Origin of the sequence: Pseudomonas ovata (assembly GCF_003131185.1) — a bacterium.
Classification (GTDB): domain Bacteria; phylum Pseudomonadota; class Gammaproteobacteria; order Pseudomonadales; family Pseudomonadaceae; genus Aquipseudomonas; species Aquipseudomonas ovata.
Window position 1 is genome coordinate 1 of the sequence record NZ_QFFU01000031.1, and the last position, 26,236, is coordinate 26,236.

Below are 26,236 nucleotides of genomic sequence, written 5' to 3' on the forward strand. Positions count from 1 at the left end.
AATAGTGGCGTTTCCAAGATTTCTGCGAGCGCTACGCACTCGGTCGCCGGCAAGCGGGCTCCTACCGAACCGTGCCTGTCCGAATAGCCCACTCTGCCGGACCACCGCGACCGGCTGCGTTAGCAGTCGTAAAATTTCAGCGTTTCCGAGAATTTACGAGCGCTGCGCACTCGGTCGCGGGCAAGCGCGCTCCTACCGGACGGTGTCTGTCCCAATAGCCTGCTGGCCCGCGACTCAACGGCAGCCGCATGCGCCTGCGCCGCACCCAGTCGCTATACGGCGACTGCCCCCCCCCGTAGGAGCGCGCTTGCCGGAATGCCGGACCACCGCGACCGGCTGCGCCAGCAGTCGTAAAAATAGTGGCGTTTCCAAGATTTCTGCGAGCGCTACGCACTCGGTCGCCGGCAAGCGGGCTCCTACCGAACCGTGCCTGTCCGAATAGCCCACTCTGCCGGACCACCGCGACCGGCTGCGCCAGCAGTCGTAAAATTTCAGCGTTTCCGAGAATTTGCGAGCGCTGCGCACTCGGTCGCCGGCAAGCGGGCTCCTACCGGACGGTGCCTGTCCGAATAGCCTGCTGGCCCGCGACTCAACGGCAGCCGCATGCGCCTGCGCCGCACCCAGTCCCTATACGGCGACTGACCCCCGTAGGAGCGCGCTTGCCCGCGACCGGCTGCGTAGCAGTCGTAAAAATAGTGGCCTCACCATCGCAAGAAGGTCCTTGCGGACCTTGTTGCCGGCAAGCGGGCTCCTACCGAACCGTGCCTGTCCGAATAGCCCACTCTGCCGGAATGCCGGACCACCGCGACCGGCTGCGCCAGCAGTCGTAAAATTTCAGCGTTTCCGAGATTTTGCGAGCGCTGCGCACTCGGTCGCGGGCAAGCGCGCTCCTACCGGGCCGCAATCGTACGATCAGAGAAAGTTGTACTGCACCCCGACCCGCAACCGCAGCTGGCGTTCATCGTCGGTGGCGTTGACCTTGATGTCACCCACCTCGAAGAACGGTGTCCAGTTCTTGTCCCACTTGTACTTGAACGCTGCGTTCTGCTCGTAGTCGCTGGTGTCGTTGTCGTAGCGGATGTAGTCGGCATCGAAGTAGATGAACTGGTACTCGTACGCCCAGGCACTGCCCTTGGGCGCGTAGTTGAGCCATACGTCGTAGCGGTTGACCGTCTGGTCGTCCGAAGCGTTGTAAGGCATCTCCTTGTTGACCTTGTCGCGGTCGAGCTTGATCGAGTCGAAGCGATAACGGCCCGACAGGCTCAACTCATCGGTGAGCTTGTAGCCGACCTTCAGGCCGGTCTTGTACGCCGTCGATTTCTCGATGCTTTCCAGCTGGAACGAAGGGGTGAAGGTCCATTTGTTGTCGAGCTTGTACTGGTAGCTGACGGTCAGTTCATGGCCGCTGCCCACGGTGTTGTCGAATGCCACGTCCTGGCGGTCGCCGGCGGTCTTGTACTTGAGTTCGCCTTCGAAGCCCCAGCCGCTTTCCAGGCGTGTGCCGAACTTGACCCGGTCCGAGTGCATACGCGACTCCTCCGCGTACTGGTGCCGGTAGTTGACGTAACCGGTGTTGCCGGCCTGAACCCAGGCACTGGTCAGCAGGGTGGTGGAAGTCAGCGCGATCAGAGAGATGATTTTTTTCATTTTTTTATTCTTGTGATTGAGTTGATTTTCAGGGTTTTTCAGCAAATCGCAGGCAGCCGGATCCCGTGGCCGTAAAAGCCGGAAATCAAACTGGTAGCGGGAGAGGCAGCGGCAAGCGTTGGGCTTCAAGCGGCACGAGGCGATGCAGCGTCCTCGCGGGTTTGGGGCGGCTTGTAACCTGCGGCTTGTCGCTCAGTGTTCAACCGGGCGGTCGAGCGTCCAGGTCGCGGCTGGCCTGGATCAGCAGCCTCGAGTAGTCGTGATGCACCTGGTTGCCCAGCAACTGGTCGCTGTCCAGGGTCTCGACCACCCGGCCCTGTTGCATCACCGCCAGGCGATCACACAGGTGGGCGACCACCCCCAGGTCATGGGTGACCATCAGGTAGGTCAGGCCGCGCTGGCGGCGCAGGTCAGCCAGCAGGTTGAGAATCTCGGCCTGCACCGACACATCCAGCGCTGAGGTGGGCTCGTCGAGCAGCAGCACCTTCGGTTGCAGGATCAGCGCCCTGGCAATCGCCACGCGCTGGCGCTGTCCACCCGAGAGCTGGTGCGGGTAGCGGTAGCGGAAGCTGTCGTTGAGGCCGACCTGGCCCAGCACTTCACTGACCCGCTCGTTACGCTCGCCGATGCGGTGCACGCTCAGCGGTTCCTTGAGCGCGGTGTCGACAGTGTGCCGTGGGTGCAGCGAGGCGTAGGGGTCCTGGAACACCATCTGCACCGTGCGGTAGTGCTCGGCATCAAGCTTGCGCTGTACCCCTTGGCCGGCGACCTTCAGGTGGCCGCTCCAGTGATGGTACTGGCCGGCCAGGCAGCGCAGGACAGTGGTCTTGCCCGAGCCGGACTCGCCGACCAGGCCGAACGACTGGCCTTGCTCGACCTGCAGGTTGACATCGTGCAGCACCTGGTTGACGGCCGCGCCCGTGCCAAAGCTCAGGTTCAGGGAATCGACTTCGATCATCGCCATGGGATCAACCTCAGTGTGTGAGCCAGAGTGGGTCGCGTTGCAGCACCGGCAGGCTGGCGCGAGGGCGGTCCAGGCTGGGCAGGGCGGCGAGCAGGCCTTGGGTGTAGGGATGACGGGCGTGGTCCAGGTCCTTGGCGGCCAGCGACTCGACCACCCGTCCGGCGTACATCACCAGCACGCGGTCGCAGAAGTGGCGCACCAGGTTCAGGTCGTGGCTGATGAACAGCAGGCCCAGGTCGCGTTCGCTGACCAGTTCTTCAAGCACATTGAGCACCTGGCGGCGCACCGAGACGTCCAGCGCCGAGGTCGGCTCGTCGGCGATGATCACCTGCGGGTCGGTGATCACCATCATGGCGATCATGATCCGCTGGCCCATGCCGCCGGACACCTCATGCGGGTACAGCTCGAACACCCGCGCCGGGTCGCGGATCTGTACCTTGGCCAGCATGTCCAGGGTGCGCTCGCGGGCTTCGGCCTTCGAGACCTTGTGGTGCGCCAGGTAGGCTTCGGCGATCTGGTCACCGACCTTGATCACCGGGTTCAGCGAGTACTTGGGGTCCTGCATGATCATCGACATGCGCCGGCCGCGAATGCCCTGGATCTGCTTTTCATTGCAGCTCAGCAGGTCAGTGTCGCCAAAGCGCAGGGTCTTGGCGGTGATGCGGGCGCTGGCCGGGTGCAGGCGCAACAGGCTGCGGCCCACGGTCGACTTGCCCGAGCCGGACTCGCCGACGATGGCCAGCTTTTCCCGGCCCAGGGTGAACGACACATCGTGCACCGCGGTGGTGGTCTTGCCGGCGCTGGTGAAGTCGACGCGCAAATCTTCTACTGCAAGCTTGATCTGTGACATGGCGCTGTACCTTATTGTTGTTCTTTGAGCTTCGCGGCCCAAGCCGCTTTTACGGTCCGACCGTCAGGCATTGCGCGGGTCCAGCACATCGCGCAGGCCGTCGCCCAGCAGGTTGAAGGCCAGGCTGACCAGCATGATGGTCGCGCCCGGTGCCGCCACCAGCCACCAGCTTTCGAGCATGTAGCGTCGACCGCTGGAAATCATCGCGCCCCATTCCGGCAGCGGTGCCTGGGCGCCCAGGCCGAGAAAGCCCAGGGCGGCGGCGGTGAGAATGATGCTGGCCATGTTCATGGTCAGGCGGATGATCACCGACGACAGGCACATGGGGATGATGTGCCGGCCGATGATGCGCGTGGCCGACGCCCCTTGCAGTTTCACCGCCACCACGAAATCGGCGTTGCGCAGCGACAGGGTCTCGGCACGGGCCAGGCGGGCGATCGGTGGCCAGGCGGTGAGGGCGATGGCGATCACCGCATGCTCAAGGCCAGGGCCGAGGGCGGCGATAAAGGCCAGGGCCAGGACCAGGCTGGGGAACGAGATGAAGATGTCAGTGATGCGCATGAACAGGCTGTCGACCCAGCCGCCGTAATAGCCCGAGACCGTACCGACCAGCAGGCCGATGGGTCCGACGATCACGGTCACCAGCATGACGATGTACAGGGTCACGCGTGAGCCATACACCAGCCGGCTGAACACATCGCGGCCGTATTCGTCGGTGCCGAACCAGTGCGCGGCGCCCGGGCTTTGCAGGGCGGCCGAGAGGTTCTGCGCCAGTGGATCATGGGTGGCGATCCAGGGCGCGAACAGGGCGACCACCATCAACGTGCTGATCACCACCAGGCCGGCCAGCGTCAGCGGGTTGCGCACCAGAAAGCGCAACAGGCGCTTGCTGCTGGCCGCCAGGGCCGCCAGGCTGGAATCGGGCACCGATGCCAAGGGTTTTACGCGGCTTGCAATGGACGTATTCATCAGCGGGTTCTCGGGTCGAAGACTTTGTAGAGGGCGTCACTGATCTGGTTCAGGGCCACGAAAATCAGGCCGATCAACAACACGCAGGCCATCACCGCATTCATGTCGCCCAGCAGCAGGCTGCTGGTCAGGTACTGGCCGAAGCCGGGCCAGGCAAACACCGTTTCGATCAGCACCGCGCCTTCGAGCAGACCGCCATAGGCGAGGGCGACGATGGTCAGCAGCTGCACGCGGATATTGCGAAACGCATGACCCCAGACAATGCTGCGCTGCGACAGGCCCTTGACCCGGGCAGTGATGATGTATTCCTGCGACAGCTGTTCCAGCATGAAGCTGCGGGTCATGCGGCTGATGTAGGCCACCGAGTTGACGCTGAGGATCAGTGCCGGCAGCAGGATGTGGCGCAAGGCGCTGCGAAAAGCCTCCCAGTCGCCAGCCAGCACGGTGTCGATCAGCAGCAGGCCGGTGCGGGTCTCGATCAGGCCGTCATACGCCAGGCCGATGCGGCCCACACCGCCAGCCCAGCCCAACCAGGCGTAGAACACCAGGAAGGCCATCATGCCCAGCCAGAAGATCGGCGTGGAGTAACCGAACAGCGTGATCACCCGGGCAATATGGTCACCTACGCGGCCCTGGTGGGTGGCGGCGTACACGCCCAGTGGCAGCCCGCCCAGCACGCCGAACAGAATGGCCAGGGTCGCCAGCTCCAGCGTGGCGGGGAACACCCGGGCGATGTCCTCGATCACCGGGTGGCCGGTGAGCAGGCCCTTGCCCAGGTCGCCCTGGACCAGGTCGCCGACGTAGACGCCGAACTGGCTCCACAGCGGCTTGTCCAGGCCCATCTCTTTGTAAGCCTGGGCGTAGGCGGCGGCATCGGCGTCAGGGCCGACGACCGCCAGTACCGGGTCCAATGGCATGACCCGACCGATGAAGAAAGTGAGCAACAGCAAGCCGAACAGAGTCGCCACTACTGAACCGCTGCGACGGGTGCCGTTGGCCACCCGACTGCTCCAAAAAGAAAGTGATGCACTCGACATGATGATTCCTGCCTTGGCGTGAGCGGATGAACGTCGCGATCAACGTTGCTTATAGACGTCCCGAAGGCGCGTGGTGGCGGCGCTGTGCCCCAGGTACTGACGGACATCGGCGTGGATCACCACCTCGTCGGTCATCTGCGACACCGGCATGATGGGCCCGGCCTTCTGGTCATACAGGGTCTGGATCTGCTGATACAGCGCCAGTTGCCGGCCCGGGTCGCGCTCCTGCTCGGCCTGCTCGATCAGGCTGTTGATCTGCGGGTCGAAGAACGAGGTGCGCCAGCCCTGGAAGTTGGTCAGCTTGGCCTGCTCGCGGTTGTCCGGGTTGTACACCAGGGCACGCAGGCTCGAGTGCGGATGCCGCTCGGCACCGCCGCCACCACGCCCGACCAGGATGTCGAACTTGCGGTCACGCATCGCACCGTAGATCTGGTTGCCGGTGCCGGTGATGATGTTGGCCTGGATACCGGCCTGGGCCAGGGTCGACTGCAGGCTGGTGGCAATGTTGATGAACGGCGAGTCGGTCAGCGAGCGGATGGTGATTTTGAAACCCTCCGGGTATCCGGCTTCGGCCAGCAGGCGCTTGGCCTGGGCGACGTTGAGGCGATAGCCCGGATCGTCCAGGCGGGCCTGCAGGCCCAGTTGCAGGGGGCGCTGGTTGATGATGCCGTAGTGCGGCATGACCACGTTGTTGATGCCTTCGTAATCGATCAGCGAACGCACCGCCTGCCGCACCTTGATGTCCTTGAACAGCGGTTGCTCCATGCTCATGGCCACGTAGTACAGCGTGCCACGGGGGATGGTCTGCACCTCGACATCGTCGGAGCGGGTCAGGGCCTTGATGTCGGTGGCAGCCATGCCGCGGGCCACATCGAGGTCACCGCGCTCGACCATCAGGCGCAGGGCCTGGGACTCGGTCATGTTGCGCATCACCACCCGGCGCATCTTGGCCGGCCCGCGCCAGTAATTGTCGAAGCGGGTCATCAGAATCACGTCGTTGGCGCGCCAGATGTCCAGCTTGAACGCACCGGAGCCCGCCGTGTGTGTGGTCAGCCAGGCGGCACCCTGGTCATCGCCCTGGGCGTGCTGCTGCACGGTCAGGCGGTCGACCACAAAGGCGCTGGGCGAGGTGGCCAGGGTATTGAGCACCAGCATCGGGTCGGTGGGCTTGGGCAGGTCCATGACGAAGGTCAGCGGCCCTTCGGCGCGCACCAGGCGGGTCACGTTTTCGGCACTGTAGCCGTAGGCTTTCCAGGTCGAGGCCAGGGCTTTGTTGAGGGTGACGACCCGTTGCAGCGACCAGGCGACATCCTGGGCGGTCAGCGGATTGCCGGAGTGGAACGTGACACCTGCGCGCAGATGAAAGGTCAGGCGCATGCGGTCCGGGCTGATTTCCCAGCGCTCGGCCAGGGCCGGCACCAGTTGGTCGGGACGGGCGGCGTCCTGTTCCAGCAGCATGTCATAGACGTTGGAATTGACTTCGGACACCTCAAGGCCGGTGGCGGCGGCAGGGTCCAGGGACAGCAGGTTGATCATGCTCATGCCGACCACCAGTTGGTCGACCGGGGTCTCGCCACGGGCCTGCGCATTGGGGGTGTGCAGAAACGTCGCCGTCAGGGCGAGGCAGAGCAGCCAGGGCAGGCGCTTGGGCCAGAGTTTCATGGGGCGGTCCTTTTTTATATTTATAAAGACTCATGTACCGGGAACGCTCTGATCGTTCCCGGGGTGCCGCGCTGTACGCAGGGAGCGGCTTTGGCCGCGAACCCTGCTACAGCACGCCCGGCTGAAGCCGGGTTTAATAGCGCTCTACGGTATGCGTCTCGATATAGCTGAAATTGATGTCCTCACCCAGGCCTGGCTGCTGGCTCAGGTGCACATAGCCTTCGCTGTCCATCGGGTCGACCAGGGTATTGAGGTAGGCCGGTACGTCGTCGTACTCCAGGAACGGGTGCAGCAGGCCGCGCTCGTACCAGCGGCAGTTGCTGATGGCGCCGACCACGTTGAGGTTCGCGGCGCCGTTGCCGTGAACTTCACAATCCATGCCGAACGATTCGGCCAGGTGCGCCACTTTCAGGCACGGGCCGATACCACCGACCCCGGCCACACCGGCACGCAGAATATCGCACGCCTTGTTGGTGACCCAACTGGCACGGCTGTGGTATTTGCCGGCGACGGTTTCCGGACCCAGCACCGGGATGTCCAGATTGGCGGCCAGCCAGGCATAGGACTCGGTGGACTCTTCCATCATCGGTTCTTCGAACCAGGCGAAATCGAGCTTTTCCAGCTCCCGGCCGATGTACAGCGCATCGACCCGGCTGTACCAGTGATAGCCGTCGAGCATCAGCGCGATGTCGGGACCGACCGCTTCACGCACCGCCGCGCAGGCCTGCACGTCCATGCGCGGGTTGGGGGCGAAGGAGATCGGCGGCATCCAGGTGTGCAGCTTGATGGCCTTGTAGCCGCGCTGCACCAGTTTCTCGGCGAACTGGCCGAACTCATCCGGGGTCGACAGCCCGCCCGGCAGGTCATCGCCGCACATGGTCGAACCGTAGGCCAGCACCTTGTCGCGGTAGCCGCCCAGCAACTTGTGCACCGGCTGCTTCAGGGCGCGACCGGCCAGGTCCCAGAGCGCCTGCTCGACCAGCGCCAGGGCGCGGTCGGTGAGCTGGCTGGCGCTGCCACGCTGCCAGTGGGCCAGCTCCTGCCAGATCTTCTCGCGGTTCATGGGGTTCTGGCCGATCAGCACCTTCTTGACGAAGGACTCGATGATATGCGGACGAATCAGCTCGGGCGGGCCGAAGGCAAAGCCTTCGCTACCATCATCGCAGCCGATGCGCAGCATGGCGTGTCTGACCGGACGCTCTTCGCCGGGATGGGCATGGCCGGCGCTGTCGACGGCGCGTCGGGTGGGGTAGGTGAAGACCTCGACATTGATGCGGGTGATTTTCATGGGGGCCTGCAATCTTGTAATTATTCGGGCTTTATCGGTATGTCGTCATACGACTTGGTGGCGATTATTTGCCCTGCTGTACGATGATGTCAAGAGGTGGTGTGACGACTTTTTGAGGTTGTTTTATTTTTTGCTGAGCATTTACAGGGTTTTCTGGTTTTTATGGCGAGACGGGATGAGTTTTTTTTCGAGACGTCATACTTCGCGAGGTGAGCGGGCCTTGATAGCTGTCTGCCGATCAGGCCTGTTGTTGACATGCCGCCAGGCCGGCTGGCCTGACGGACGATTCAGAGGGCGGGGCGGGCGGGATCAGCGGCGGCCTGCAGCCTGGCAAAGGCAGCCTGCAGCTCGGCAGAGGGCTTGGCCCATTGCTCGGGCGGCAGGGGTTTGGACCATTCGATGATGTCGGGGTGGTCGAGATCGGGGAGTGGGTAGAGTTTCTTGCGTTCCAGCAGGTCGGCCAGCAATGTGTTGAAAACGAACACGCCGAAAAATCCGTCCCACAGCAGGGTCATGAACCAGCCCTTGCGTTTGGCGGCATCGCGAAGATCATCAAGATAACTGGCCAGAATGCCTTTGGTTCGAGTGAACCTGCTGGTGTTGTCAGTGATGGCATCAGGGCCGACTTCCATGTAGGTGCGTACGCACTCCCACAGGGCCATGGCGGTTTCGCCGCCGCCGCAGTTAAAGCTCAATGTGACATCCGGGGTGTTATCGCAGGCCTCTGGATCAGGATTTTCCAGGCTGATGATCAGCACGCCTTGAGTGATGCGTCCGCCCTGGCTTGTGCTCGAAACCTGGGAGGCAGTCGCAATGACACTCTCCCAGGGCACGATCCAGTACGCGCCGTTTTTGTGCAGATAACAGACTTCGCGACGTTGACGGTTGAAACGCATGGGAAGCGGGGCGGGGCGTGTGAGGATAAGAATCAGGAACAGAATGAACATGCCGACCATGACGGAGCCAAGCAATAACATTGGCCAAACCGCCAGGGGGGCGAAGTGATTAAGCGTGAATGTAAGTGCAAGGAAAAACGTTATTTGAAACCAGGCGAGAGCGACCGCCGAGCCAATGCTGTAATGACTGATATCCAGAAAGGTATCGTTTTTACGCCATATGATATTGAGGCAATCACTGGGTTTTTGTCCGGTGGGCAGAGGAAGGGGAGCCAGATAATCATCTTGAGAGAACATTGTTTTCTTGGAAGATCCTGCAGGAGGCCTACTCATTTTTTGACCTTCGGTTGCAGAAAACGTGAGCATTGCTGATCACCCAATCTGTGTTCGGTTGCCTGGTTCAGGCTGGGTGCCTCGGTATCGCGTAGCGCAATCACGCCGCCATTGGCTGTAATCGTGAAAGCCAGGCCGTGTTCGCCGCCGATAAACTGGTTTATCTGCAACAGGGAGGTCAGAGGGGAGCTGTATTTCACGCGCAACGAGAGTGTTTGTGGCAGCGAAGCCAGCTTGACCGTCACTGGCTCGAATTTTCCGCTTATACGCAGACCCTGACCCTCTTCTGAAGGAATCCATTCGCAGTGGCTGTTATTCAGCCAGTGAGCACCCATGTCGCGCATCCATCTAGGCGGTGTATGCAGCCCAGGCTGGCTACGACGCAGCCTCCAGGCTTCATGGTCGATCGGGTCGCCCATCAGGGAAACGTCCAGTCTTACGTTATTGGGGGTTGCGCCGGGTAAATCGATGCTCAGCGTTTCGATAGCGTGCTGATCCTGGAGGTAAAAGATCTTGTCTGAGTCGGGGTTTTCGATTTTTTTCGTGAAGCTGATTCGCGGCGAATAAAGGAGTGTCAGTAGCTGCTGCATTTCCTGCCGTTGTGATGCCAAAGCAATGGTTGAAAGATCGCGCGCTCTCTGTTTTGACCAGCAGCAATGGTACAAAAAAATGGGCAAGGGGGTTTTTTGAAAGAACCAGACCATTAAGTAAAGGCCGCCCAGGATGGCGATAACCCAACCCAGTCTGGCCATCACTGCAAGGTAGCCTGCAGTTGCAGCGCTGGCGGACATGACGCCTGTCAAGGCTGCCGAGGTATAGCCGAATCCCGCGATGGCCTGGATCGCGTAGGCGATCATCTGTCCAATGACGATATGTTTTCGGGTTTTTATCCAGGGATCTACCGAGTTATATGGACTTTCAAGTTGTTTTTGTAATGAGGCGAACTCAGTGGCTGCCGCCCCAAATGATAAAGAGCCGATGAGGCTGCCGAATAAGCCAGCCCGGGTGTTGCTCATGTTCTCGTCGCTCAGCGCCGCCAATACTTCGCCCAGGCGGGTTTCGGTATTGAGCGCTGCTTCCAGGGTCGGACTCCAGGAGTAGAACAGTTGTCGCAAGGCGCCCTTGTCGGCACTGCGTACGTAGTCGGCATATTGCTCGGCGCCCTGGCTGTACAGGCATTGGGCGGTCAGGCAGCTTTTTGCCAGTTCGTCGAGCCAGAGACGATGGGCGGCATCGTCATAATTGACGAACCAGGTGCCGCTGTCATGGCGTGGTAGAAACAGGGCGTGGTCGGCATACAGCAGAGCATGGCGGGCTTCGACATGCTGGTAATGCGCCGGTGCCGTTTCGTCCAGCCAGGTGTTCATGGCCGGCAGGTCGATGTTTTCGTCGATCCTGCCGCTGAACTTGCCTTTTCGCTGGTTGTAGTCTTTCTGTTTTCGGTAGCGACGAACCTCGATGTCCACTGCGTCATGCAGTTCGCTATCGATAAAGTCCGCCATCGGTAACTGCAACTGCCTGATCTGCTCCCTGACATCGGCCAGCTGTTTCTTGCCCTCGGGTGTGAGCTGCACGATGTCGGCATGTGCCAGTCGAGCCTCTTCAAGGCGCAGGGGTTCGACCTCGGGATTGATTTGCAGAAGGATCTCGCCCTGTCCTAGGGTCTGTTGCCGTTTCAGCACGGCCGCGCCGGCGCCCGTTTTGCCGCGAGGCAAGGCAGGAGCCGCGAAGTTTGGTCATTCCAAATGAGTGGCGAGTAACGCAGTATCGCGGCAAAACAGGCCCGGCCCTTCGGGTTGCGTGCCCAATCTCGCCATGCGGTGTTGGAGGACTTGAAAAGGGAGTGACCCTTTTCTGCGTCCTCCGCCTGGCCTGGCGAGATTTGGCCCGGCAACGCGGCTCGTGCTGAAACGGCAACAGACCCTAGTGTAAGCCCGAGGTTGCGCTCCATATACCTGTAGTTGATCAGGTTCGCCACCTCCGCCCCGTCTTCGGTCAACAGGCTGCGAATGAACCCGCCCACCGTCAGGCGGATCTGGTTGTCACCGATCCACTGCTGATGGCTGATTTCCAGATGGTCCTGTTCGTGATCGATGTCGCGCAGCACGCCCAGGTCATCGTCCAGGCAGGCGAGTACCGCCCACAGCTCTTTTGCTTCCTGCCTCGCCGCTCGCAGCCAATGGTAGGTGGTCAGGGCATTCCAGGGGTGGGCGCTCCACTGGCCGGGGGCAGGGCGGTCTTTGTCGGCGTCGGGGTACCTGGCGAGGATGTCCTCGCGTGTGCTGACCCGGTTCATGGCATCGGTGTAGGCCCGGGTGGTTTCAAGGGTGCGGTGCTCAATCATCGTGTCGCGCAGTTGCTGGGCCTTGCGCCGCTCGGCCTCGCCACGGCGTTGATGTTCGCTGGCCGCCCCCCGGCTGAAGGTTTCCGGCATCAGTTCGGCGATGACTTTCTCGGCGTCTCGCAGCGGCGGGCAATGGGGGGCCTGCAAATGATTGGCGACCTGCGGCAGGTCGATCAGGCGCATGCGTCTTTGCCGTGTGGCCGGTTGGGCAAGTTCCGCGCAGCGTTGCAGGTCGAGGGGGTATTCGGTGTACATCAGCCAGGCCGGCTGGTGTTTGTTCAGGGCAAGACCGGTCAGGGTGCCGCGCTGGATCAGCGTGTCATCGCCATCCAGAGGGTCCGGGTCCAGCCTGCCTTCCGGGCACACGCCAAAGCGTTGCAGCGGGCCGTTGCCCTGCCACAGGTAGAGGTAGCCGGCGCGTAACCGACGGGTGGCCATGGCATGGGATCTGGGGTCGACGCCCGGCTGGCAGGCCGGTTGGCTGGCGGCCTGTTCGGCCAGGGCGTAACGCACCGGCACCACGAAGATCGTGTCCTGCCTGGCCGGGCAGGCGGCCACCGGGCTGTCGATGTCTTCATGGGGCTGCTCCCTGGCTGCGCGCTCGGCATTGCACAGGTTGAGCAGGGCGGTTTCGCTTGGGTCGGTGCTCATGCAGTGTTCCAGGTCAGGAATGAAGACCTGGCAGGCTAGCCCTTGACCCGGCCTGAAAAAGCCGGGCATTTCTGCTGTGCTTGTAGGAATTGCGCGTGATAGGGCAACAGAAAAAATACTCGGAAAAAAGAGGAACGCGTTTTCGAGGGGTCTTACGAACTGCCGATCCGGCTTTGCAAAGGACTGTCACCATGACCCCGGAACCGCAACATGCGCGCACCTTCGACACCGATCTGCCGGCCCGTCTGGACCGCCTGCCGTGGAGTCGTTTCCATACCCTGCTGGTGTTTGCCCTGGGGATTACCTGGCTGCTCGACGGCCTGGAGGTGACCCTGGCCGGGTCTGTGTCCGGGGCGCTCAAGGACAGCCCGGTGCTGCAGATGAGCAATGCCGATATCGGCCTGGCGGGCGCGGCCTATATTGCCGGGGCGGTGCTGGGCGCGTTGTTCTTCGGCTGGCTGACCGACCGCCTGGGGCGGCGCAAGCTGTTTTTCATCACCCTGTTCGTGTACATCGCCGCCACTGCCGCCACGGCGTTTTCCTGGAACCTGTGGAGCTTTCTGCTGTTTCGCTTTCTCACGGGCGCCGGCATCGGCGGCGAGTACACGGCCATCAACTCGACCATTCAGGAGTTCACCCCGGCGCGCTTTCGCGGCTGGGTCGACCTGACCATCAACGGCACCTTCTGGGTCGGGGCCGCCTTGGGTGCGGTGGGTTCGATCGTGTTGCTGGACCCGGACTTTGTCGGCAGTGAAACCGGCTGGCGCCTGTGCTTTGGCATCGGTGCGGCGCTGGGCCTGGTGATCATGCTGATGCGCCTGTGGATCCCGGAAAGCCCGCGCTGGCTGCTGATCCACAACCAGCCCGACGAAGCCCGGCGCATCGTCGAGGGCATCGAGCGCCACTACCTTGAGCGCGGCATCGCCTTGCCACCGGTCGAGGGACCGCCGCTGCGCCTGCAGGCCCGCGACCATACGCCACTGCGTGAGGTGTTCACCAGCCTGTTCGTGGTCCATCGCCGGCGTGCGGTGGTCGGCATGAGCCTGCTGACCGCCCAGGCGTTTTTCTACAACGCGATTTTCTTCACTTACGCGCTGGTGCTGACCGACTTCTACAACGTGCCCTCGGCGCACATCGGCTGGTACGTATTGCCGTTCGCGCTGGGTAACTTCTGTGGCCCGTTGTTGCTGGGGCGGCTGTTCGATGTGGTCGGGCGGCGGGTCATGATCAGTGCCACATACTTTATCTCCGGTGTGCTGCTGGCCATCAGCGGCTGGCTGTTCGCTCAAGGACTGCTGGATGTGATCGAGCAAACGCTGGCCTGGATGGTGATTTTCTTCTTTGCCTCGGCGGCGGCCAGTTCGGCCTACCTGACTGTGGCCGAAACGTTCCCACTGGAAATCCGTGCCCTGGCCATCGCCGTGTTCTACGCCTTCGGCACCGGACTGGGCGGCATCGTCGGCCCGACCCTGTTTGGCCAGTTGATCGAAAGCGGCGAGCGCTTCAACGTGTTCATCGGCTACCTGATCGGCGCGGCCCTGATGATCATGGCCGCGCTGGTGCAGGCGGTGTGGGGTGTGGCCGCCGAGCGCAAGTCACTGGAACAGGTGGCGCGGCCGCTGTCGCAGGTGCCGTAGAGCGTCTTGGAGAGGGCTCCGGAGAATCGCGGCGTTAACAACGCCGCTGTCGCCGGCAAGCCGCCTCCCACTTGCCCGGCACAGGGCAAGGCCAATCAATGACTCAGTTGCCGCGGTAAGTCGAGAAGCCATAGGGGCTGAGCAGCAGCGGAATATGGTAGTGGGGCACACTGCCGTCGGCTTCGAAAATCACCGGGACTTCGGGAAAGAAGGTGGCCGACTGATGTTTCTTGAACCAGTCACCTGTCTTGAACGTGACCCGATAGATGCCTTTTTCCAGCACCTTGTCTTGCGGATAAAGTGCAGGCACACGGCCCTGTTCGTTGGTGACGGCGGTGTTCAGTCTGCTCCAGTCCTGGCCGTCCTGTTTTTCGAGTGTCACGCTCACGCCAGGCGATGGCAGGCCGTCTTGCAAATTCAGCACATGCACGCTCAAAGGGTTGGCCGCCGCAAAGACCGCAGAAGACAGCAGGCTCAACACGGCGCCGGCAACGAGGGTTTTCAATACAGTCATGATGATCTCCTGATCAGTTGAGGGAAGTGGGTAAAACCTGGGCGATCGCCTTGAGCGCGCAGCCTTCATCGAACTGCGCACCGCCGGCACCGGCAACGCCGACGGCCCCGATGACCTGGTCGCCTGCCTTCAGCGGTACGCCACCGCCCAACAGCAACAGTTCAGCGAGCGTGTTGAGGTTTTCAGCTTCGGGGTTGCTGCGGGCACGCTCAGCCAGCAGGCCGGTCGCGGTCTTGGTTGAAAGGGCGGTAAAGGCCTTGCGTTGTGCCGCCACGGTGTTGTGTGGCCCGACATTGTCATCGCGCTGCACGGCGACCAGATTGCCGGCGCGGTCCACCACGGCCGCGACTGCGATACGGCCATCGGCATGGCAGGCGGCCAATGTGGCGTCCAGCAACTGGTTGGCCATGGCCAGGGTGACATCCGCACGCTGGGCCACTTTCGACGTGTCGGCCCACGCGGTACTTGCACCGATCGCCAGGGCAAGGAGTGAGATGGTGAAGCTTCTTGCGATGTGCATGGATCCTCCCGTTCAAAGCTCGGTCGAGCTGTTGGCGGCCATACTGCACAAGCGTTGCGCTCAGACAGATTGCGAGAGGATTACCGATTTGTAATGGGGCGACACTGTCTATAAGCCTAGACTACGCCCCTGTGCTGGAGGACGAGATGCGTATCCTGGTTGTCGAAGATGAAGCGAAGGCGGCGGATTATCTGCGTAAAGGGTTGAGTGAGTCCGGCTATCAGGTTGAAGTCGCCTTGAATGGACTGGATGGTCAACATTGGGTGCAGGAGTGCGAATTTGACCTGATCATCCTGGATGTCATGTTGCCTGGGCTGGACGGCTGGCAACTGCTGCAGATCATCCGCCGCAAGTGGCAAACGCCGGTGCTGTTCCTGACGGCGCGCGATGCCATCGAAGACCGGGTCAAAGGGCTCGAACTCGGGGCCGATGACTATCTGGTCAAGCCATTCTCATATGCGGAGTTGCTCGCGCGCGTGCGCACGCTGCTGCGTCGCGGTCCGCCCAGAGAAGTCGAGCAGTTTCAGGTTGCCGACCTGCATGTGGATTTGCTCAAGCGCAAGGTCACCCGCAGTGGCGAGCGCCTGACCCTGACCAACAAGGAGTTTGCGTTGCTGCATCTGTTGCTCTGCCGCGAAGGTGAGGTGCTGTCACGTACGCTGATCGCATCGCATGTCTGGCAGATGAATTTCGACAGTGATACCAACGTCGTAGACGTCGCCATTCGCCGTTTGCGGGCGAAGGTCGATGACCCTTATCCGCTCAAGCTGATTCACACCGTGCGCGGCATGGGCTACAGGCTGGATGCTCAACCATGAACCTGTGGCCACGCCGGCTCAGCCTGCGCCTGGCATTGATGTTCGCCCTGGTCAGCGTGCTGCTCCTGGGGGCTGCAGGGTTCTATCTGTATCACTCCCTGCAGCGTGAAATCGCCTGGCGCGATGACCAGGCGCTGCTGGGGCGCCTGCAGCACATGCAGGCCTTGATCGGCGACAGCCCGAGTATCGATGCGCTGCGCTCGCGCCCGCGGTTGTACGAAAACATGCTGGGCAACCGCGATAACATGCTCTGGATCATCGACAGCAGCGGGCAGATGCTGATCGAAATAAACCCGCTGGCGCTGCCATTGCCAAGCCTGCCGGCATCGTCCGTGCCCAGTCTGGCAGACAGCCCCGATAATCCCGCGTTGCGTTTTGCCTGGGTCAGTCTTTCCAGTGCCGATCGTCATTTGACCCTGATTGCCGGCAAGGACCTCACTGAGCGGGAGCAGATGCTCAGCGCCTATCGCTGGAAAGTCTTGATGGCGGTGACGATCGGGACCTTGTTGGCGTTTCTGTTCGGCTGGCTGGTCAGCCAGCGCGGGCTCAAGCCCGTGCGTCAACTGGCAACACGCGCCGCCACCATTGATGTGCAGCACCTGCATGTGCGTCTGCAGCCGTCCGGGCAACTCAGCGAGCTGAGCGCTTTGAGCCATGCCCTCAATCAAATGCTTGGCCGTCTGGAGCAGGGGTTCGCCCAGCTTTCACGCTTCTGCGAAGACCTTGCGCACGAAATGCGTACGCCCCTGAGCAACTTGATGGGGCAGACCCAACAGGCGCTGGGTCGCACGCGCTCGACTGAGGACTACCAGAATCTGCTGGTGTCCAATCAGGAAGAGTACGAGCGCCTGGCCCGAATGATCGACAGCATGTTGTTTCTTGCACGTACCGAGCAGCCCAATGCGACGGTCAGGCGCGAACCTGTCGATCTGCAGGCACTGGCCGGCCAGCTCTGCGAATATTTCGAAGGCATGGGCGAGGAGCGCGGCATTGCACTGATCAACAGGGCCCGCGGCACGCTGAACGCTGACGCGCAGTTGCTGCGCCGGGCGCTGGCGAATCTGCTGGCCAATGCGCTGCGTTACGCTGCCCCTGACACGCCGGTCACGATCAGCACCCTGAGCACCGGGGGCAGGCTGGAAATCAGCGTGCACAACCAGGGTGACGAGATTGCAGGCGAACACCTGCCGCACTTGTTCGAGCGGTTTTATCGGTGTGACCCTTCCCGCAATCAGCCCGATGACTCCGGTGGGCTGGGACTGGCCATCGTTCGCTCGATCATGCAGGCCCATGGTGGAACGGTCAGTGTGACCAGCGACCCTTCAGGCACGGTCTTTGCGCTGGTTTTTCCGGACTGAAGACGTTGCCTCTGTCTGTCCGTCATCGCCGGCAAGCGGGCGCCGACAAGCGGGTGCCGACAAGCCGCCTCCCACGGGGTGCGGCTGCGTTTAGGCGGTCAACGTGCCGGCACCAGCCCGCCAGGAGGCCCGATCAGGTTGCCGCCCCCTGAGCGGTTCTTTCCTGGTTTGTATTCGCACGCCGGGTAGTTGGAGCAGGCCTTGAAGTCGCCATAACGCCCGGTGCGGGTGACGATTGCGCCTTGCCCGCAGGCCGGGCAGGAAATGTCATCAATGACCTGGCCCTCGATGTCGGTGATCGTCAAGACCTGGTCCCTGACCAGTTCCTGGACGAACACCGAGCGCATGCCCTGCACGGTGAACAGCGCCACGCTGCGCCGGGCGCGGGTCAGGGCCACGTAGAACAGCCGGCGTTCCTCGCCCTGCGGGAAGTCGTCGGCGCCGGGCATGGCCATGCTCAGCACCGGGTCCTCGCTGCGGGTGTTGGGAAAGCTCAGGCGGCGGGCGTGGCTGATCATGGCCGGCAGGATCACATAGTCGGCTTCGCTGCCCTTGGACCGGTGGATGGTCATGAACGACAACTCGATGCGCTGGCCGTAGCGGGCCTGCCAGTGCTCGGGCATGTACACCTGATCAGCGTTATAGCGGCCCAGGATCACCACCGAAGCCTTGTCATTGGCCGCACCAAGGTCCTGATACAGCCGTTGCAGGAACCCATTGATGGCGTCTCTCAGTTCCTCGCGGTGTTTGACTTGCAACCCTTGCAGCACCGGGCCGTGCGCGGGCGTCTCCGAGCGTACCTGCTTGTCGAGCTGCGCCGGGTTCTTGCTGACAAAACCGCTGGAAACATCACACAGCGCCTGTGGGCAACGAAAGGTGCGCTCCAGCTTCAGCACCTGGCCGTGGCCGAACCACTCGGCAAAGCCGGTCATCACCGAGACGTCGGCGCCGGCAAAGCGGTTGATCGACTGCCAGTCATCGCCCACGGCAAACAGATGCCGCCCCGGCTGTTGCACCAGGGCACGGCACAGTCGGGCGCGGGCACGGGAGGCGTCCTGGAATTCATCAGCCAGCACCAGGGTAAAGCCTGCGTCGTAGCGCTCCTGCTCCAGGTGCTCGGCGGCCAGGTTGAGCATGTCTTCGAAATCGATGCTGTGTTCGGCCGCCAGCGCCTGGTCCCAGGCCTGCAAGACCGGCTCGACCAGTTGCAGGAACAAGCGATAGCGCAGCTTGAAAAAAACGCCCGGCAGTGCGTCCAGCCGCTCTGCCATTGCCTGGGCATCAAGCCCGTTGCTCTTGGCATGACTGATGAACGTGCGCAGCAGCACCACCAGTTCGGTGCTTTGCAGCGGCGGTTGGCCGTTGGCCGGGGTGGGGCGTTCAGGGTCCGGCTTGAGCTTGATGCCGCGCTGGGTCAGGGCCAGGCTCAGGTCCGCCATCCAGTCCTGGTTGCGCAACTGCCAGGAAGTGGTTTCGATCAGGTCGGTGCCTTGCTCCTGATGCAACTGGCGCTTCCAGATCACGCCCTCCAGATAACCCTCGAAATGCGGCGGCGGCTGGCCATTGGCATCCAGCGCCAGGTGTTCGTGATACAGGTCGATCGCCGGGTAATAGAAATCGGGTTTGTACTGGCGATGGTCGGCGCTGGCGGTATCGATCACATAGTTGCGTTCGTACTCATATTCAACACCGTTATAGAACAGCCAGTTGGCGATCATGCACTCTTCCTGGCTGCGCACCCGCTCGCCGTTCTGGGTGGTGATCAGGCCCTGGCCACTGGCATTCCAGGCATCGGCCGGGGCGTCATCGCCGAAGTTGGCCAGGTGCCGGCCAAACACCAGGCGGAACATGTCCCATTTGACCCGGAACAGCAGTGAATCAGACTTGAGCTGCTCGATCAGTCCGGTCAGTTTGCGCAGACCGCTTTGCGCGTCCACCGCCCAGGTCGGAATGTCCGGTTTGCGCCCGGTCGCCTGGCCGATGATGTGCAGGCCCAAGGCATGAAAGGTCGAGGCTTCGACCTGGGTATCGTCCATCCCCAAGCGTTTGAATGACTGTGCTGCGCGCATTTTCAATTCATCGGCGGCCTGCTTGTTGAAGGCCAGCAGCACGATCTGCCCAGGCAGCATCAAGCCACGATCAATGGCATAGGCCGCCTTGGCGATCATGGTCGAGGTCTTGCCGGAGCCGGCGGCGGCCACCACCTGGACCCGGTTGTCGAAGCAGATCACGGCACGCGCCTGTTCTTCGGTCAGCGGCTTTTTCTCGACGTGATCGAACAGGTGCTTGCAGGCTGCCAGTTCCTGGCGGGTGTGTTGTTCGTTCAACGCGTGCCAGGTGGCCGGCCAGTCGGCTTGCCAGGCGTTCAGGTCCTGCTCGACGGTCTCGACAAGGCCGTTGACGGCCAAGTGATCCTGGACGGATGACGTTCTGAACAGCGCCCACAACGTGTCGTCCGGTAACGGCAGCAGCGGTCGACTGTCCAGCAGGGTCTGCTGGTGTTCCTGAGTGATCCAGCGCCGTTCGCCGGCCGCACTGGCCAGTTGTTGGGAAACGACGGTCAACCAGTGCTTGATCTGTACATAGGCTTGATTGAAACGCTCGACGGTCTGGCGTTCGCGTTGTTTGACCACCACTTCATCAATCGCCGCCTGCAATGACCTGGCCTGGGCATTGGGTAATCCGTTCAGGGTAATTCCCGGCAGGATTACTTCACTCCAAAGCAGCCCCTTATTGATCAGCGGCGGCAAGCGTTCATCAATGACAATCGCGTAGCGTTGTTCATTGACGATCAAATCGAGTTGTTCTTCGATCAGTGTTAATTGCCAGGGCGAAGAACGAGTTATGCGCCGACCCCAAAGGGACGGGGACCATGAATGCGTCATCCGGAAATTATGCCTTGGGGGTTGAGGTGTGGGGGGCGACTGGGGTGTCTGGTACGGGGAGGGCAGAGCAGAAAGAGCCAGGAATCGAATAATGGCTTTCGGGCTTGCGGTAAGACGCAAGGATACTACCCAATAATGGCCTATTGATAAAGCGGCGGACTATTATCAATAGCTACACAGGGCGCCTGACAAAAGGCTAAAGGGCGGGCACACGATCATCGTGATGATTCGTTTATAAGAGACGGTGCCCTCACAGCCAAAACAGCCGTGCCCCTGAATAAACAGTATCAGACGCGACTGTTTATTCAGGGTGTGTTGATCAATAAGAGGGGAGCCGGTTGCGCGGGTAGGGCTTGGCAGGCGGTGGACGCTTTCTCAACGCTGCGGATAATCGGCCACCACCACCCGTGCGCCTGCGCCATCGACGCCGATCACCTGATAGGCGTCCTGGCGCTCGCCGTGCTCCATGCCCGGCGAGCCGACCGGCATGCCCGGCACGGCGATGCCGATCAGTTCCGGGCGCTTATTCAGGTCGAGGATCGGCTGCACTGGCACATGGCCTTCGACGAATTGTCCGTTGATCACGCCGGTGTGGCACGAGCCCATGCCCGCCGGCACTCCCAGGCGCTGCTTGACCGCCGCCATGTCGGTCTCGACATGGTCGTTGACGGTAAAGCCATTGCTTTCCAGGTAGCTGATCCATTTGCTGCAGCAACCACAGTTCGCGTCGCGGTGCACATCGATGACCGGGGCGGCCAGGGTCTGGGTCATCCAGCCGGCGGCCAGTGCCAGCAGTACAGGACGCAGGGGCTTATTGAGGTTCGAGAATCGCATAGGTCTTGCTCGTTCGTTGGAGGGGTGACAGGCGGGCGCCGTCGTGGGGGAAGATCAGGCGGAAGGTGGTCAGGCCATCGGGTTCGCTTTCAACCTCGACCTGGCCATCGTGCACGGTCATGATCGAGCGCACGATGGCCAGGCCCAGGCCGGTGCCGCCCTCGTGCCGGGCGCGGCTGGTGTGCACGCGGTAGAACCGGTCGAACAGCCGTGGCAGGTGCTCGCCGGCGATGCCAGGTCCCGGATTGCTCAGCGCCAGCACCGCGTGGCCGGCCTGCTGCATCAGGTCCAGCGTCACGCGGCTGCCGGGCGGAGCGTGGCGGATGGCGTTGGACAGCAGGTTGGAGATGGCCCGCTGGATCATCAGCCGGTCACCGCGGGTGCAGGCATTGCCGCTCACGGACAAAGCGATGGTCTTGTCTTCGGCTTGCAGGTCGAACAGCTCGACCACCCTGTCGGCTTCTTCGCGCAGGTTGACCGGCTCGCTGGCCAGGGGCGTCGAGGGCTGGTTGACGCTGGCCAGAAACAGCATCTGCGCGACCATGCGCGACAGCCGTTCCAGTTCTTCGGTGCACGACTCCAGCGCCTGTTTGTACTCGCCGGCCGGGCGTTCCCGGGACAGCGTCACCTGGGCCTTGCCCATCAGGTTGTTCATCGGCGAACGCAGCTCATGGGCCAGGTCGTCACTGAATTGCGCCAACTGGCGGACATCATCGTCCAGGCGTTGCAGCATGATGTTGATGGCCTGGGCCAGCTGTTGCAGCTCATCGGGCAGGCCGCTGACGACCATGCGCTGCGACAGGTCGCGTGCCGAGACTTTGCCGGCCACCTTGCCAAAGGCCTTGAGCGGGCGCAGTGCCCGCTGCACCGCCCACCAGGCACCGCCACCGACCAGCAGCAGAATCAGCGGCACCGCCAGCAGCGAGGACTGTACATAGGCCAACAGCAGCGTGGTGTCGTCCTGCCGGTCCATGGCCAGCACCGCCAGCACCTGTTGGCCGCTGGGCAGCGCTATCCGTGTGGACGTCACCAGCAGCTCATGGCCCTGGGCGGCATTGATACGCTCGAATTCGCGTTCCTGGCCGGTAAGGCTCAGGGTGGGCAGCGGCGTGTTTTCGTTCTGGCCGATGACCAGCAGGCGCGTGTGCGGGGGACTGGCATCGAGCAGGGTCAGGGTGAAGTTGTCATGGCCGACGATCTGATCGCGCAGGCTGTGCGAGTTGAACTGGCTGTCGGTGACCGACCAGGTGCTTTCGCTCAGGCTGTGGCGCACCTGCCTGAGCTTGTCGTTCAGCGCGTTTTCGGCGCGCTGGTCGAGCTGGCGCGAGATGGTCACACACGACAGCGTGGTCATGCCCAGCACCAGCAGGGCGCACAGTGCGCTGACCGTCAGGCCCAGGCGCGTTGAAAGGCGCACGGTGACCGGAAGCGACCCGCGCGGGGCACTCATGGGCGTGCTTCCAGCACATAGCCGACGCCGCGCAGGGTGTGGATCAGCTTGCACTCGAACGGATCGTCGATCTTGGCCCGCAGGCGGCGGATCGAGACCTCGACCACGTTGGTGTCGCAATCGAAGTTCATGTCCCAGACCTGGGAAATGATGCGCGTGCGTGACAGCACCTCGCCGCTGTGACGCATCAGCAGGTGCAGCAGGGCAAATTCCTTGGTGGTCAGGTCGATGCGCCGGCCGGCGCGAAAGGCCCGGTGCCGACCGTGATCCAGCTCCAGGTCGGCAATGCTCAGCACTTCGGGCGTGCCCGGTTGCTCGCTGCGCCGCAGCAGCGTGCGCACCCGGGCCAGCAGCTCGGGAAACTCGAACGGCTTGACCAGGTAATCGTCGGCGCCCATGTCCAGGCCCTTGACCCGCTCTTCGAGCCGCCCGCGCGCGGTGACCATCATCACCCGGGTCGGGCGCGCCTTGCGCAGCGCCGCCAGTACCTCCCAGCCCTCCATCAGCGGCAGGTTCACATCCAGGATGACCAGTTCGTAATCCTGTGTGCAGGCCATGTGCAGGCCATCGATACCGGTGCTGGCGATGTCCACCACATAGCCGCTTTCGGTCAGGCCCTGATGCATGTATTCGGCCGTCTTGGGCTCGTCGTCGACAACAAGAATGCGCATAGAAAGATCCAGATTCAGGGAGTATCGCCGCCGGCAAGCGTCTCAGGCGCTGTGCCGGGCGCGATTGTGAAGTCTGGAGTGGCTATAAGGTCAAGCGCTGGACGGGATCTTTATCGGGTACTCACCAGAGTTTGAAGGTGTAGTCCACGTTTACGCGGGTTTCATTGTCGTTACGAAACGTTGCAGCGCCGCTCAGGTCACTGCGATAGAACGCATGACGCACCCGAAATGCCAGCCCCTTGGCAACACCGGCTTGCACCACGTACGACAGCTCAAGGTCCTTGGACGATTCCGCCAGGCTGTTGCCGCCCAGCCTGGGCAGGTCGATATGGTGCCCGCGCAGATAACGCAGCATGCCCTTGAGGCCGGGCGCGCCGACGGCTGCAAAATCATAGTCGTAGCGTGCCACCCAGGTGCGTTCTCCGGGGTTGACGAAATCGGCGCTCAATGTGCCGTCGCTGAGCACCGCCGGTTCGCCACCGCCCAGGTAGGGCATGGCGGTGTCTCCGCTCAGGTGCATGTAGCCCAGCCCCAGCGTCTGCGCGCCCAGTTGATAGCTGAGCATGAGCCCGGCATTGAGGTTATCGACAGGGCCCGCCTCGGCCCGACCGTTCTCGCGGCTGTCGAACAGGCGCAGGTCGCTCTTCAGACGGCCCGGCCCCAAGGGCCAGGTGTGCAACGCCCCGACGAAATCCTGGGTGTAGATGTCCTGCAGGCGGGCATGGTAATAGCGCAGGGTCAGGGCATCGGTGGCTCGGTAGTCACCGCCGATGAAGTCGAACCGCTCAGACAACGCACCGGCCCTGAAGCGGCCGTTGGGCGAGGCCACCGACATCGATTGTTCATCGGTCGAGTCACGCAGGTTGACCCGGTCCATGCGTCCGGCGTGCAGGGTCAGGCGCTCAATGGCATCGCTGGTGACCTGGGTGCCACGAAACGATTGCGGCAATAGCCGTGCCGGGCTGGCCGTGATCACCGGCAGGTTCGGGAACTGGGTGCCGTAGCTGAATCGGGTCTGGTCGAGGCGGGCCTTGAGGGTCGCCCCCAGTTCCGAGTATTCATCCCGGGCCTGGCGGGTCTGCGGGTCGAAGGGCAGCAACTGGGTGCCGGTGTGCTGCGCCGATGAGTCGAGCCGCAGGCCCAACAGGCCGGTCAGGTCGAGGCCAAAACCGGCCCGGCCTTCGGTGAACCCCGATTGCGCCTTGAAGATGAAACCCTGTGCCCATTCGCGCGCGGCCGGGTAGGGGGTGTCACCCTTGAAGTCGCGGTCCAGGTAGTAGTTGCGTGCCGTCACGCTGAAACCGGACTCGTCCAGAAAGCCTGCCACGGCGCTGTACGACGCGCAGGCGGCAGCCACGCCCAGCCCATACAGGCTGGCGATTCGATAGCGAGAGATCATTGCATGTGCCCTTTTTATGGGGGTTGTCGGCTGCCGTTTACAGGTTGGTCGCGCTGCGCAGGGGCTGGACCGATTGGGCCTTGAGCAGGCCGACGATAAGTGCGGCGAGCACAAAGGCCAGGCCGAACAGCCCATACAGGTCGGCCGGTTGCCAGTGCGCATCGATCAGTTGGCCGGCCACCAGCGGTGAAGCAATCGCACCCGCCCGGCCGATGCCAATTCCCCAGCCCAGGCCGGTGACCCGCTGGCCGGCGGCGTAGATCGTCGGGGTCAAGGCGTAGAGGCCGGCGACGCAGCCATTGACGAAAATGCCGATCAGCACCACCAGCGCGAAGGTCACGGCCAGGTTGTCGGTGAACCTGACAAACCCGGCCACCAGCACCGCATTGATCAGCAGGTAGACCATCAATACCCGTGACAGGCGAAAGCGCGCTGCCAGCAGGCCGACCAGGGCGGTGCCGAAGATGCCGCCCACGTTGAGCAATACGCCGCCGGTGATGCCTTGCTGGTTGGACAGCCCGGCCGCCACCAGCAGGCGCGGGGTCCAGCTCATGACGAAGTAGAAACCGAACATCACCAGAAAAAAGGCCGCCCAGATCAGCAGCGTCGAGCGCAGCAAGGGCGCCGAGAACAACCGGGCAAAGGTGGTGCGCAAGGACGGGCTGGCGCTGTGGGTGATAGTCGGCAGGTATTCGATGCCGGCCAGCTTCACCGCGCGCAACAGGCGATTGGCTCGCGCCAGCGCCCCGGTCGGCTGGCGCGACAGCAAAAAGGCCAACGATTCGGGCAACCACAGCCATAGCACTGGCAGGGTCGCCAGCGTGACCAGTCCGCCGCACAGGAACACCGAGCGCCAGCCCAGCGCCGGGATCATCTGCGTGGCGATCAGCCCGCCGAGGGTCGCGCCCAGCGCATACGCGGTGCTTTGCAGGCTGATGGCCAGGCCGCGCCAGCGCTTGTTGGCGTACTCGCCGGCAATCACATAACTGCTGGCCAGGATGCCGCCGATGCCCAGCCCGGTCAGCAGCCGCCAGGCGCCCAGCACCAGCGGCGAGCCGGCCTGTGACGAGGCGACCATGCCGGCACCGGCCACGCCCACGCACAACAGGATCAAAGGGCGGCGACCGAAGCGGTCGGCCCACGGCGCGATAAACAGCGAGCCGATGGCCATGCCCACCAGGCCGGCGCTGAGTAAGTAGCCCAGGCGGGTGCCGGACAGGCTCCATTCGGCCGACACGGAGGCGGCGGTAAAGGCCATGACCAGCACGTCAAAACCATCGAGCATATTGATCAGGAAGCAGAGCGCGACCACGCCCCATTGAAACCTGACCATGGGTTTTTCATCCATCTGCAGTCCGATCGATGCGGGCATGGCGTCAGGCTCCGTTCAGGGTGTGCAGGGCAACAGGCAAATGGCGGGCGGCCGAAGCCAGCCCACGGCGAATGGGGCAAATGAGGAACATGGCGATACCTTTTTGTTTTTGTGGTCAGTGGCGCATGCAGGGCGGC

The 26,236-nt window shown here is 62.5% G+C and carries 21 protein-coding genes; 3 read left to right on the top strand and 18 right to left on the bottom strand.

Translation table 11 applies throughout. The annotated features are described in order from the left end of the window. Positions 1-912: 912 nt before the first annotated feature. The 10 genes from DGA31_RS26585 to DGA31_RS26630 form a co-directional block, all read right to left on the bottom strand. Positions 913-1,647, bottom strand: coding sequence for an oligogalacturonate-specific porin KdgM family protein (locus tag DGA31_RS26585; RefSeq protein ID WP_109514525.1), 735 nt, complete (start codon positions 1,645-1,647; stop codon positions 913-915). A 199-nt stretch (positions 1,648-1,846) separates the two neighbouring features. After that, positions 1,847-2,611: an ABC transporter ATP-binding protein gene (locus tag DGA31_RS26590; protein ID WP_109514526.1), complete on the bottom strand. Its 765-nt coding sequence runs from the start codon at positions 2,609-2,611 to the stop codon at positions 1,847-1,849. A gap of 10 nt (positions 2,612-2,621) precedes the next feature. Then, positions 2,622-3,461, bottom strand: a complete 840-nt coding sequence (locus DGA31_RS26595) for an ABC transporter ATP-binding protein (RefSeq protein ID WP_056837177.1) — start codon at positions 3,459-3,461, stop codon at positions 2,622-2,624. Between the two features lie 63 nt (positions 3,462-3,524). Next, on the bottom strand, positions 3,525-4,430 hold the full coding sequence (locus tag DGA31_RS26600; RefSeq protein ID WP_056837179.1) for an ABC transporter permease: 906 nt from the start codon (positions 4,428-4,430) through the stop codon (positions 3,525-3,527). After that, on the bottom strand, positions 4,430-5,467 hold the full coding sequence (locus DGA31_RS26605; RefSeq protein ID WP_056837181.1) for an ABC transporter permease: 1,038 nt from the start codon (positions 5,465-5,467) through the stop codon (positions 4,430-4,432). The genes DGA31_RS26600 and DGA31_RS26605 overlap by 1 nt, the downstream gene beginning before the upstream one ends. Before the next feature lie 39 nt (positions 5,468-5,506). Further along, complete coding sequence (locus DGA31_RS26610) at positions 5,507-7,129, bottom strand: ABC transporter substrate-binding protein (protein WP_109514527.1); 1,623 nt, start codon at positions 7,127-7,129, stop codon at positions 5,507-5,509. Positions 7,130-7,262: 133 nt separating this feature from the next. Then, positions 7,263-8,417: a mandelate racemase family protein gene (locus tag DGA31_RS26615; RefSeq protein ID WP_056837184.1), complete on the bottom strand. Its 1,155-nt coding sequence runs from the start codon at positions 8,415-8,417 to the stop codon at positions 7,263-7,265. A 287-nt stretch (positions 8,418-8,704) separates the two neighbouring features. Beyond that, entirely contained in the window at positions 8,705-9,646 is a 942-nt protein-coding gene (locus tag DGA31_RS26620; protein ID WP_109514529.1) for a DUF6708 domain-containing protein, read from the bottom strand. Beyond that, positions 9,643-11,361, bottom strand: a complete 1,719-nt coding sequence (locus tag DGA31_RS30415) for a hypothetical protein (RefSeq protein ID WP_241509659.1) — start codon at positions 11,359-11,361, stop codon at positions 9,643-9,645. Before DGA31_RS30415 ends, DGA31_RS26620 begins: the two co-directional genes overlap by 4 nt. After that, positions 11,322-12,641 (bottom strand): toxin VasX, encoded by a 1,320-nt coding sequence (locus tag DGA31_RS26630; RefSeq protein WP_109514530.1) that lies wholly within the window; start codon positions 12,639-12,641, stop codon positions 11,322-11,324. Before DGA31_RS26630 ends, DGA31_RS30415 begins: the two co-directional genes overlap by 40 nt. 191 nt (positions 12,642-12,832) lie before the next feature. Between DGA31_RS26630 and DGA31_RS26635 the strand changes: the two genes are divergently transcribed. Continuing rightward, positions 12,833-14,278, top strand: a complete 1,446-nt coding sequence (locus DGA31_RS26635; protein ID WP_109514531.1) for an MFS transporter — start codon at positions 12,833-12,835, stop codon at positions 14,276-14,278. A 103-nt stretch (positions 14,279-14,381) separates the two neighbouring features. On the opposite strand, the gene uraH is transcribed toward DGA31_RS26635, so the two are convergent. Both uraH and DGA31_RS26645 read right to left on the bottom strand, forming a co-directional pair. Further along, positions 14,382-14,792 carry a hydroxyisourate hydrolase gene (gene uraH, locus DGA31_RS26640; protein ID WP_109514532.1) on the bottom strand — a complete coding sequence of 137 codons (411 nt, stop codon included), beginning with the start codon at positions 14,790-14,792 and terminating at the stop codon, positions 14,382-14,384. A gap of 13 nt (positions 14,793-14,805) precedes the next feature. Beyond that, positions 14,806-15,312 carry a GlcG/HbpS family heme-binding protein gene (locus tag DGA31_RS26645; RefSeq protein ID WP_109514533.1) on the bottom strand — a complete coding sequence of 169 codons (507 nt, stop codon included), beginning with the start codon at positions 15,310-15,312 and terminating at the stop codon, positions 14,806-14,808. Positions 15,313-15,458: 146 nt separating this feature from the next. Here DGA31_RS26645 and DGA31_RS26650 point away from each other — a divergent pair, with 146 nt between their 5' ends. Further along, positions 15,459-16,130 (top strand): heavy metal response regulator transcription factor, encoded by a 672-nt coding sequence (locus DGA31_RS26650; RefSeq protein WP_056837196.1) that lies wholly within the window; start codon positions 15,459-15,461, stop codon positions 16,128-16,130. Next, positions 16,127-17,488: a heavy metal sensor histidine kinase gene (locus DGA31_RS26655; protein ID WP_109514534.1), complete on the top strand. Its 1,362-nt coding sequence runs from the start codon at positions 16,127-16,129 to the stop codon at positions 17,486-17,488. Before DGA31_RS26650 ends, DGA31_RS26655 begins: the two co-directional genes overlap by 4 nt. Before the next feature lie 98 nt (positions 17,489-17,586). Here DGA31_RS26655 and DGA31_RS26660 read toward each other — a convergent pair whose 3' ends face one another. The 6 genes from DGA31_RS26660 to DGA31_RS26685 all read right to left on the bottom strand — a co-directional run bounded on the left by DGA31_RS26660 (position 17,587) and on the right by DGA31_RS26685 (position 26,099). After that, positions 17,587-20,283 (bottom strand): UvrD-helicase domain-containing protein, encoded by a 2,697-nt coding sequence (locus DGA31_RS26660; RefSeq protein ID WP_241509660.1) that lies wholly within the window; start codon positions 20,281-20,283, stop codon positions 17,587-17,589. Between the two features lie 465 nt (positions 20,284-20,748). Continuing rightward, entirely contained in the window at positions 20,749-21,144 is a 396-nt protein-coding gene (locus DGA31_RS26665) for a DUF411 domain-containing protein (protein ID WP_109514568.1), read from the bottom strand. A 40-nt stretch (positions 21,145-21,184) separates the two neighbouring features. Then, on the bottom strand, positions 21,185-22,657 hold the full coding sequence (locus tag DGA31_RS26670) for a heavy metal sensor histidine kinase (protein ID WP_109514536.1): 1,473 nt from the start codon (positions 22,655-22,657) through the stop codon (positions 21,185-21,187). Continuing rightward, positions 22,654-23,328, bottom strand: a complete 675-nt coding sequence (locus DGA31_RS26675) for a heavy metal response regulator transcription factor (RefSeq protein WP_056837202.1) — start codon at positions 23,326-23,328, stop codon at positions 22,654-22,656. Before DGA31_RS26675 ends, DGA31_RS26670 begins: the two co-directional genes overlap by 4 nt. Before the next feature lie 121 nt (positions 23,329-23,449). Further along, positions 23,450-24,727 carry an OprD family outer membrane porin gene (locus DGA31_RS26680; RefSeq protein WP_109514537.1) on the bottom strand — a complete coding sequence of 426 codons (1,278 nt, stop codon included), beginning with the start codon at positions 24,725-24,727 and terminating at the stop codon, positions 23,450-23,452. Positions 24,728-24,764: 37 nt separating this feature from the next. Next, positions 24,765-26,099, bottom strand: coding sequence for an MFS transporter (locus DGA31_RS26685; RefSeq protein WP_109514538.1), 1,335 nt, complete (start codon positions 26,097-26,099; stop codon positions 24,765-24,767). Positions 26,100-26,236 lie beyond the last annotated feature (137 nt).